At 70.9% G+C, this 8,283-nt stretch carries 8 protein-coding genes; all 8 read left to right on the top strand.

Annotated features, from left to right (window positions below; genetic code table 11):
- The first annotated feature begins 175 nt into the window (after positions 1–175).
- The 8 genes from CHB94_RS23990 to CHB94_RS23955 all read left to right on the top strand — a co-directional run bounded on the left by CHB94_RS23990 (position 176) and on the right by CHB94_RS23955 (position 7,320).
- Positions 176–981, top strand: a protein-coding gene (locus tag CHB94_RS23990; protein ID WP_089339063.1) for an IS5 family transposase whose coding sequence is annotated in 2 segments (ribosomal slippage) — positions 176–518 and positions 518–981 — 807 coding nt in all. Because the reading frame shifts where the segments join, the coding sequence is not laid out codon by codon here.
- A 1,401-nt stretch (positions 982–2,382) separates the two neighbouring features.
- Entirely contained in the window at positions 2,383–2,832 is a 450-nt protein-coding gene (locus CHB94_RS23985) for a site-specific integrase (protein WP_089339061.1), read from the top strand.
- Positions 2,833–2,867: 35 nt separating this feature from the next.
- Positions 2,868–3,233, top strand: a complete 366-nt coding sequence (locus tag CHB94_RS23980; RefSeq protein WP_089339060.1) for a hypothetical protein — start codon at positions 2,868–2,870, stop codon at positions 3,231–3,233.
- Between the two features lie 175 nt (positions 3,234–3,408).
- Entirely contained in the window at positions 3,409–5,064 is a 1,656-nt protein-coding gene (locus CHB94_RS23975; RefSeq protein WP_089339059.1) for a Ycf46 family AAA ATPase, read from the top strand.
- A 30-nt stretch (positions 5,065–5,094) separates the two neighbouring features.
- On the top strand, positions 5,095–5,553 hold the full coding sequence (locus CHB94_RS23970) for a hypothetical protein (protein WP_089339058.1): 459 nt from the start codon (positions 5,095–5,097) through the stop codon (positions 5,551–5,553).
- A 1-nt stretch (position 5,554) separates the two neighbouring features.
- Positions 5,555–5,770, top strand: coding sequence for a DUF2997 domain-containing protein (locus CHB94_RS23965; RefSeq protein WP_089339057.1), 216 nt, complete (start codon positions 5,555–5,557; stop codon positions 5,768–5,770).
- Positions 5,751–6,653, top strand: coding sequence for a ComEA family DNA-binding protein (locus tag CHB94_RS23960; RefSeq protein ID WP_089339056.1), 903 nt, complete (start codon positions 5,751–5,753; stop codon positions 6,651–6,653). Before CHB94_RS23965 ends, CHB94_RS23960 begins: the two co-directional genes overlap by 20 nt.
- Positions 6,640–7,320, top strand: a complete 681-nt coding sequence (locus CHB94_RS23955) for a 4Fe-4S single cluster domain-containing protein (protein WP_217899496.1) — start codon at positions 6,640–6,642, stop codon at positions 7,318–7,320. Before CHB94_RS23960 ends, CHB94_RS23955 begins: the two co-directional genes overlap by 14 nt.
- Positions 7,321–8,283: the final 963 nt, after the last annotated feature.

Raw genomic sequence — 8,283 nt, 5'->3', positions numbered from 1 at the left:
AGTCAGGATCAGGCAAGACGACGGTGACAGCCTCAACGCTCAGCCGGGACCCCCTCGCCCACGCAACGGGCGAAGGTTGGCAGCCGCGGCACTAGACGCCTGCTAAGAGATCGTTTCTGAATGACTCCGGCGTGGCAGCCGGGGGCTCGCGCGGGTCCTGAGCAGCCTGATGTGGGTGATCGAGGAGCTCGTTCCTGACGGGCTGTGGGAGCGGATCGCTCCGCTGCTGCCACCGCCCAAGCCACGTCGCTACCGCTATCCGGGCCGCCGGCCGGTCGAGGACCGCGCCGCGCTGGCCGGGATCGTGTTCGTCCTCAAGACCGGGATCAACTGGAACCAGCTGCCCACGCCCCTGGTCGGCTGCTCCGGCGTGACCTGCTGGCGGCGGCTGCGCGACTGGACCGAGGCCGGCGTCTGGCCCGCGCTGCACGAACTGCTGCTGGACCAGCTGCGCGCCCACGGCGAGCTGGACCTGGACCGCTGCGCGGTCGACGGCTCGCACGTGCGCGCCCTCAAGGGGGGGCCCAGGTCGGGCCCTCGCCGGTCGATCGCGGGCGTCCAGGCTCCAAGCACCACCTGATCTGCGACGCCGGCGGCATCCCGCTGGCGGTCAGCCTCACCGGCGGCAACCGCAACGACGTCACTCAGCTGATTCCGCTGGTCGACGCCATCCCGCCGATCCGCGGACGACGCGGGCGGCCCCGCCGCCGGCCACGGGAGCTCTTCGCCGACCGGGGCTACGACCACGACATCTACCGCCGCCAGCTGCGCACGCGCGGCATCACGCCGCGGATCGCTCGCCGCGGCGTCGCCCACGGCTCGGGACTGGGCCGCCACCGCTGGGTGGTCGAGCGCGGCTTCGCCTGGCTGCACGCCTTCAAGCGGCTCCGCACCCGCTACGAACGGCGAGCCGACATCCACCTCGGCCTACTTCAGCTGGCATGCGCGCTGATCTGCTACCGCCATCTGCCGTCGTTCTGAAACGATCTCTAAGACGTTGGACGCCCTCGCGGCCCGGCGCGCGTCCGTGACCCGAGCCACCCCATGAGCCAACGTTTGGGCCAACGAGCCCCCGCGGTCAGGGCCGATCAGGCGCCCGCCAGCGGATCACCGGAAGCGGGCGTTTCGGCAGTTCAACGCCCGAATCTCGAGCTCAGCGGCATGACTCCCCAGGGCGCTGCGACGTCCTTGGGATCTGGTGCCTTCTGGCGCAGGCCAAGTCCCGCGTCGCCAGGCTCAGCGCCACGAGGAGGACGGCGCCGGCGGCCAGTGCCACGGCCAGCGTGTCCGCCCTGTCCCACCGTCCGCCCCGACGCCCCCCGGGAACGTCGCCGCACGCCTGTTCAAGGGCACGCAAGCTATGCAGGCGACATGAGAGCAGAGCGGCCCGTCACCGGTCCGTGCCCGGCGTTGAGCCGCTGGGGGCGACGAACGCTCAGCCGCCTTGCCTCAGCATGGAAGGGCGAGTCGGCGGGCGGCCGCTGTTGCCGGGCGATGTCCGACTCGCAGAAGCGATCTCCGTGAGCCCAACGCAGTCCGGGCCGGGGCGGTGCGCGCCTTCCGGTCGGGGGTGGCGGCCCACGAGGCATGGGCGGCGATGCGGGCAGTGAGGGCGCGGGAGCTGTTCATGCCGAACGCTGGCACACGACGGCAGGGGATAGCGCCTTCGGGTTCACGGGTCACGGTGGCTCCGACCGGCATCTCCATGGCACGCGTAGATGCAGAGGTGCTGCGGGGATCGTGCGAGCGCTACTGCTCGCAGAAGTGCGCCAAGCGCAGCATTTGAACCGCGACGTCGGACGAAAAATCGCCGCCCTGTCGCCGCTTAGATATCTCCGCTGCCAACTGTTCGCTTAGTCCAGTCCGGTCAGCGACTCCAGGTACCAGGTGTCGCCCCCGTCGCGAACTGTGCATGTCCACTCCGAACGGAGCATTGCTCCGAAACTGTTCTCGGCATCCACGTAACCGGAGACCGTGTACTCATCCCCGCTTTGGATTACGTAACTATCAAAGTAGCCACTAAAATCTGCACTCGAGGGCGCCTTGAGGCGATCCTCAACGAACCCCTCACAGGCGTAGTAGGCGCCACTATCGCTTCCGTCCGATCCGCTGCTGCCACTGTCGTCATCATCGCAGCCATTGAAGATGGAGCCGATTACGCCAAGTATGAGCAATCCGCCAACGACAGTTCCGCACCCTGAATTCGCCATCACTATCCCCGTTCACGTTCCAAGCCAAGGGGGCAGCTAATCGCCAAATGCAGCGAAACGCTAGCTCAAGAGCTAACGATCCGTTAGCTGTCTAGCTAGCAACACTTGGCCCGGCAGTCCGTGTGTGTCGTCAGCGTCTCGTCGGCGCCAGCTGCTACGCGACGGCATTGAAGTGGCCGGCCGGATGCACGGCAAGGGCGGCGATGTCGAGACGGTGTGGTGGGCCACCGGCACCGCCCGGCTGCTGCCCCGCGTCATCGGTGACCGGACCAGCGGCCCGCTGTTCCTCGCCGCCCGCCGACCCACGAGGCCGATGCCGGCGGCCGACGTCGACCCGGCCACAGGCCACGCGCGACGGTCCTACCGGCAGGCCGAACGGATCTTCGCCGAGGCCGGGCGACGGCTGGATCCAGACGGGCCGCCCTTCACGCTCCACCGGCTGCGCCACGCGGGCATCTCGCACGCCGTCGAGGACGGCCACTCCGTCGCCGCCATCCGCGCGAAGTCCCGGCACGCATCGCTGCGCTCGCTGGAGATCTACACCAACCCCGGCGCCGACTCGATTCGGGCGATGACCGACGCCCTGGACGCAACCGCCCGGCGACGGCGCCGGCCTGCGTGACCTAGCTGCACCCGCAGCTCCGGCAGAGTGGGCGCATGAGGTTCTTCAGCCGTTTCCGCAGGGCCGCCCCCGACGTCGCACCTGCCGAGTCCGGCCCCGACCTCAGTGGTGAGGCGCCCGGCGCACCCGCTGCAGTCCCGACCACCTGGCTAGCCGTCCCCACGCTCGCGGAATCCAACGGCGGGCGTCCCGTCGCCGGCACGTCCTTCCGCCAGCCGCTGCTCGCTCAGGTCGCACACCGACTGCGGAAGGCGGCCCCGGTCATCGACATCGTGACCGTGCAGTCGGCGCTGCTCGAGCACGGCGAGTACGCCGGAGCGGTCGGGGTGTACCTGGACGGGCGCCGCGCCGGCTCAGTGCCGGCGGAGCGCGCCGAGGCTCGGAGCCATTGCGGCCGCTGAGGGGTGTGGGGCGAGCGGGGCACCTGACGCGAGCCGTAAGCCCAGACACCCATCGCCGTCGTCTCCGGACGGTTATCGGCCGCTACTGTCCGAAACTACCGTGCAGCCAAGGCCGCGCAGTACAGCACCCGACGGCCGGACTACAGCGACGGCTCAACCGCACAGGAGACCCACCGTGAGCGCGTCCTTCCGCTCGACGCTCGACCAGATGCTCAAGGCCCGCTTCCCCCTGCTCTACGTCGAGACCTTCGAGGAGCAGCGGGTGCTGGCGGAGGTGGCGTCGGTGGCGTCGGCGCTGCGCACGCCGCGCGGCATCTGGACCTGGTCGCTCACCGAGGGTCTCGTCCCGCCGGCGGGAAAGGCATCGCAGGGCACCCGGGACCCCGCTCCTGCGCTGGACGCCGCCGCCCGGGTTGACGAGCCGGCGATCTTCGTGTTCCGGGACCTGCACTCGTCCCTCGGCGACGGCAACCGGGCATCCGACCCGGCCGTTGTCCGGCGGCTGCGGGACGTCGCGGGCAGCTTCAAGGCGGGCGCCGTTCCGCGGACGCTGATCGTGCTGGCGCCGCTTCTGCGCATCCCGCCGGAGCTGGAGAAGGACGTGACCCTGCTGGACTTCCCGCTGCCCGGTGAGCCGGAGATCCGCCACCTCCTGGACGGGATGATCGCCACGAACGCCGCCGGGGGGCGCATCGAGGTCCAGCTGGACGACCGCGGCAAGGAGAAGCTGGCCAAGGCCGCCCTCGGGCTCACGGTGGGCGAGGCGGAGAACGCCTTCGCCCGCGCGATGGTCAACGACGGGCGCCTCACCGCGGACGACGTCGAGGTCGTGCTGGAGGAGAAGCGCCAGACGATCCGCAAGTCGGGCCTGCTCGAGTTCGTCCCGGTAGACGTCGAGCTGGCGGACGTCGGCGGCCTGGAGAACCTCAAGCGCTGGCTGGCCAAGCGCAACGAGTCATGGCTCGCCGAGGCGGCTGCCTACGGCCTCCCCGCCCCCAAGGGCGTGCTGATCACCGGCGTGCCGGGCTGCGGCAAGTCGCTGACGGCCAAGGCCATCGCCTCGGCCTGGCAGCTGCCGCTGCTGCGGATGGACATCGGCCGGGTGTTCTCCGGCCTGGTCGGCTCGAGCGAGCAGAACATGCGCACCGGGATCGCCACGGCCGAGGCCGCCTCGCCCTGCGTGCTCTGGATCGACGAAATCGAGAAGGGCTTCGCCGGGGTGGCCGGGGGAGGCGATTCCGGGACGTCGTCCCGCGTGTTCGGCTCCTTCCTGACCTGGATGCAGGAGAAGTCGAGGCCGGTGTTCGTGATCGCCACCGCCAACAACATCGACCGGCTGCCACCGGAGTTCCTGCGCAAGGGCCGCTTCGACGAGATCTTCTTCGTCGACCTGCCCACCTACTCGGAGCGCTGCGACATCTGGGGCATCCAGCTGCTCAAGCGGGTCCGCAGCGACGAGGTCCGGGCTGGCCTCGAGAAGGACGCAGCGTTGATCGATGCGCTGGCCGGGGTCAGCGAGGGCTACTCGGGCGCCGAGATCGAGCAGGCGGTCACGGCGGGTCTGTTCGACGCCTTCGCCGAGCGTCGTCCGCTGACCGGTGACGACCTCCTCCGGGCGGTGCGCAACATGGTGCCGCTCTCGGTGACCCAGGCGGAGGAGATCCAGGCCGTCCGCTCGTGGGCCAACGTCCGGGCTGTCGCCGCCAGCGTCGCCGACGACGGGGTCGCCGTCGCAGCGCCTCCGCAGTCGACGGAGCCGGCCGCACAGGACCCTCGCGGGAGCGTGCCCGCGCCGGCCGGCCCCCGCGGTGGGCGCTTCGTCGACTTCTGACCGACCCGCACATCCCGGAGGAGGAAGAGCATGAGCATCTCACTGGTACTGCTGCCGCTGGCCGTCGCCGCCGTCACCGCGGCCCACGACCGGATGAGCCGCAGGACGGAGAACGGCTCCACCATCTGCTCGGTGGGCACGAGGATGCGGGACGGCGGACTGCTCGCCCGTGCTCTCGAGGACACTGGGGCGTCGGTGGGCTGGGCTCCGTCCCAGGACAGCCTGCTGATCCAGTGGGCAGATGTCACGGCACGCTTCGACCGCGGCGTCGACGGCATCTGGAGCGCGCATTTCGCCGGTGACGTGGACGAGGCGCGAGCACGGGAACTCGTCGCCGCGATCGACGCAGCGTATGGGCGACGCGTCCAGGCCGCGGTCCTGGAACGGCTGCGCCAGCGTGCTCCGGCCTCCGGGATGCGCCTGGAGTCCGAGACCGTGGAGGACGACTCCTCGGTGACGCTCGTCCTCACCGTCGAGCAGGGGGCCTGACATGACCGAGAAGGTCCAACTGCACGTGCGCATCGCCTCCGACGGGACGGTGACGGCCGAGACCAAGGGGGTCGTCGGCTCCGCCTGCCTGGACTACGTGGCGGTCCTGGAGGACCTGCTGGCGGCGACCACGGTCGACAGCGGATACACGGCCGACTACAGCAGGACTGCTGCCCGGCAGGACATGGAGGACCGCAATGAGCTTCGGCAGTACTGATCCGCGTTCCGTCGGAACGAACGGCCGGTCGCAGCAACTGCTCGCCAGTCGTGCCTGGCGCTGGCGTAACAGCCTGTGGCTCCTGGGGCCCGTCCTCGGCCTGGGGATGATCACCTGGGCGTCGTTCCTCTACGTCGGGCGGAAGGCGAGGCGCACGGACTGGCTCGTCGCCGGCGTCCTCTATGCCGTGGCGGCGGCCGTGCTGTTCTACTTCATCGACGGCACCGAGGGTCCGGACGGCGAGTCCAACGAGTGGACGGGTGGCGCGATCGTCGCCCTCTGGATCGCCGGGATGGTGCACGCGTTCCTGAGCAACCGGGCCTGGCTGACCTGGCGGGCCAACGCCCAGCCCTGGTATGCGACGGCCGCACAGCAGCAGGTGGGCCCGGGTCCCGGGCAGGCCGCCGCCCCGGAGCTGGCCGCGCTCGGCGTCGATCCGAACCAGTACTACGCCGCGGGGCCGCAGTTCCAGGCCGGCCCCCCGCCCGCACCGGCGTTCCCGATGCGGCCACAGGGCTTCCAGCCGCCGACGCCGTCGGCGGGGTTCCCGCCGCCGATGACGCACGCGGGCTTCCTGCCGCCGATGCCGCAGCCGTTCCAGCCCCCCATGCCCGGGGCCGGTCCCCAGGCCCCGGTGCGCCTGGACGTGAACTCGGCGTCGGAGCAGCAGCTCTCCCAGCTGCCCGGGCTGACGCCGGAGCGGGTCCACCGTGCGGTCCAGGCCCGATCCGGTCGCGGCGGCTTCGGCTCGGTTCAGGAGTTCGCGGACGCCGCGGGTCTGGCACCCCACGAGCACGCCCGGATCCGCGAGCTGGTGCAGTGCAGCGCACCCCCGTCGAGGACGCCGCCGCGGAACGCGAGTGGGCGGATTGTCGACTTCTGAGGGGCGCACCACCGCGCCGCCGGACCAGGCGGACGACGCCGTCCTGTCGATGGCGCGGTTCGTGCCCGCCACGTACGCCGAGGGGCCGGGGCTCCGAGCGGCCCTCTGGGTGCAGGGCTGCTCGATCCGGTGCCCCGGGTGCTTCAACCCGCAGCTGTGGGCCCGGCGGGGCGGCTCCGACCGGCAGGTGACCGACCTGGTCCGGGAGCTCCTTGAGTCGGCCGCCACGCACGGGGTGGAGGGCATCACGCTGCTCGGCGGGGAGCCCTTCGAGCAGGCGGCTCCGCTCGCTCGGGTGGCCCGCGGGCTGCGGCAGGCGGGGCTGTCGGTGATGACGTTCACCGGGTACGAGTGGGCCGACCTGCGCCGGTGGGCCGAAAGCCGCCCCGACATCGGCGCGCTGCTGGAGGCCACCGACCTGCTTGCCGACGGACCGTTCCTCGCCGACTCGATCGACACGTCGCGCCCGTGGATTGGATCGCGGAACCAGGGCCTGCGCGCGTTGACCGACCGGTACGCGGAGCAGCTCGCCACGTTCGACCGCCACCCGGACCGAGTCGAGGTCCGGGTCGCCGCCGATGGAGAGATCGCGGTCAACGGATGGGCGAACGCCGACGCGCTGGATGCACTCTTCGCCGATCTGGGGCGCCGCAACAACAGGCACTGACTGCCCGAGGTCCCGTGACGCAGCCAGGCAGCTTACTGACCGGGCGCTACTGTCCCGCGCCGGGTCTAATCGAGGCCCTCATTCGCCGGGAGGACGAGAGTCAAGGCGGCACGGCGAACCGCCCGAACGTAGACGGTGTCGCGGGAAACCTGTGAACGGTTTCCCGCGACGCCGCGGTGGAGCTGCTCCGAGTATTCCTCCGATGACCCGGTGGCTGCCCCCGGCATGGCGTCGAGGGCGCGGGCGATTTCGGCGTCGCGGTCGTCGGCGGCGTGCTGGCAGAGCAGGGCGGTGGGGGAGGAGTGGCCCAGCCGGCCGCATCAGCTCCTTGGTGGTCGCGCCGGTCGCCGCGGCCAGAGTGGCGCCGGTGTGGCGGAGCTCGTGGGGCCGGAGTGCGGGCAGCCCGATGGCGTCGGCGGCGCGGCGAGAAGTCGAGTTCCAGTTGCTGCGCGCGAGGTAGCCGCCGGAACTGGTGCTGAACAGGAGGGGTCCGGAGGAGCCGGGACATGCTTTTCCAGGTGCTCCTTTCCAGTACGGCCGCGACGGCGGCGGAGAGGGGCACGGTGCGATGTCCGGCGTCCGCCTTGGGCTCGCCGACCACCCACCGTCCGCCGACACGTCGGACTGAGCGCTCGACGAGCAGCCGGCCGCCGGTCAGGACGTCGGACCTGCGCAGCGCGGTGGCCTCGCCGAACCTGAGCCCGCCGAAGGCCAGGACGAGCACCGGTGTGCGGTAGCGCTCGGTCCTCCAGTCCCGCCTTAGTTGCTCTGCCAGCTGAAGGGCCTCGGCCGTGGTGAGTGCGCGGGACTTGCGGCAGGCCTTAAGTCTGTGGGACCCAGACAATCCCGTCCTTGGAGTCGGTGCTGGCTAGTGCCGGGTCAGGCAACCTTCGCCCGCTTGATGGTGGAGGCTCGCTTGATGACCTTGCGGAGTTCGGGGTCGGTGACGTGGCCGTTCCGCCA

Source organism: Blastococcus mobilis, assembly GCF_900188025.1.
Taxonomy (GTDB): domain Bacteria; phylum Actinomycetota; class Actinomycetes; order Mycobacteriales; family Geodermatophilaceae; genus Blastococcus_B; species Blastococcus_B mobilis.
This window is presented reverse-complemented; position numbering and strand designations above follow the sequence as displayed.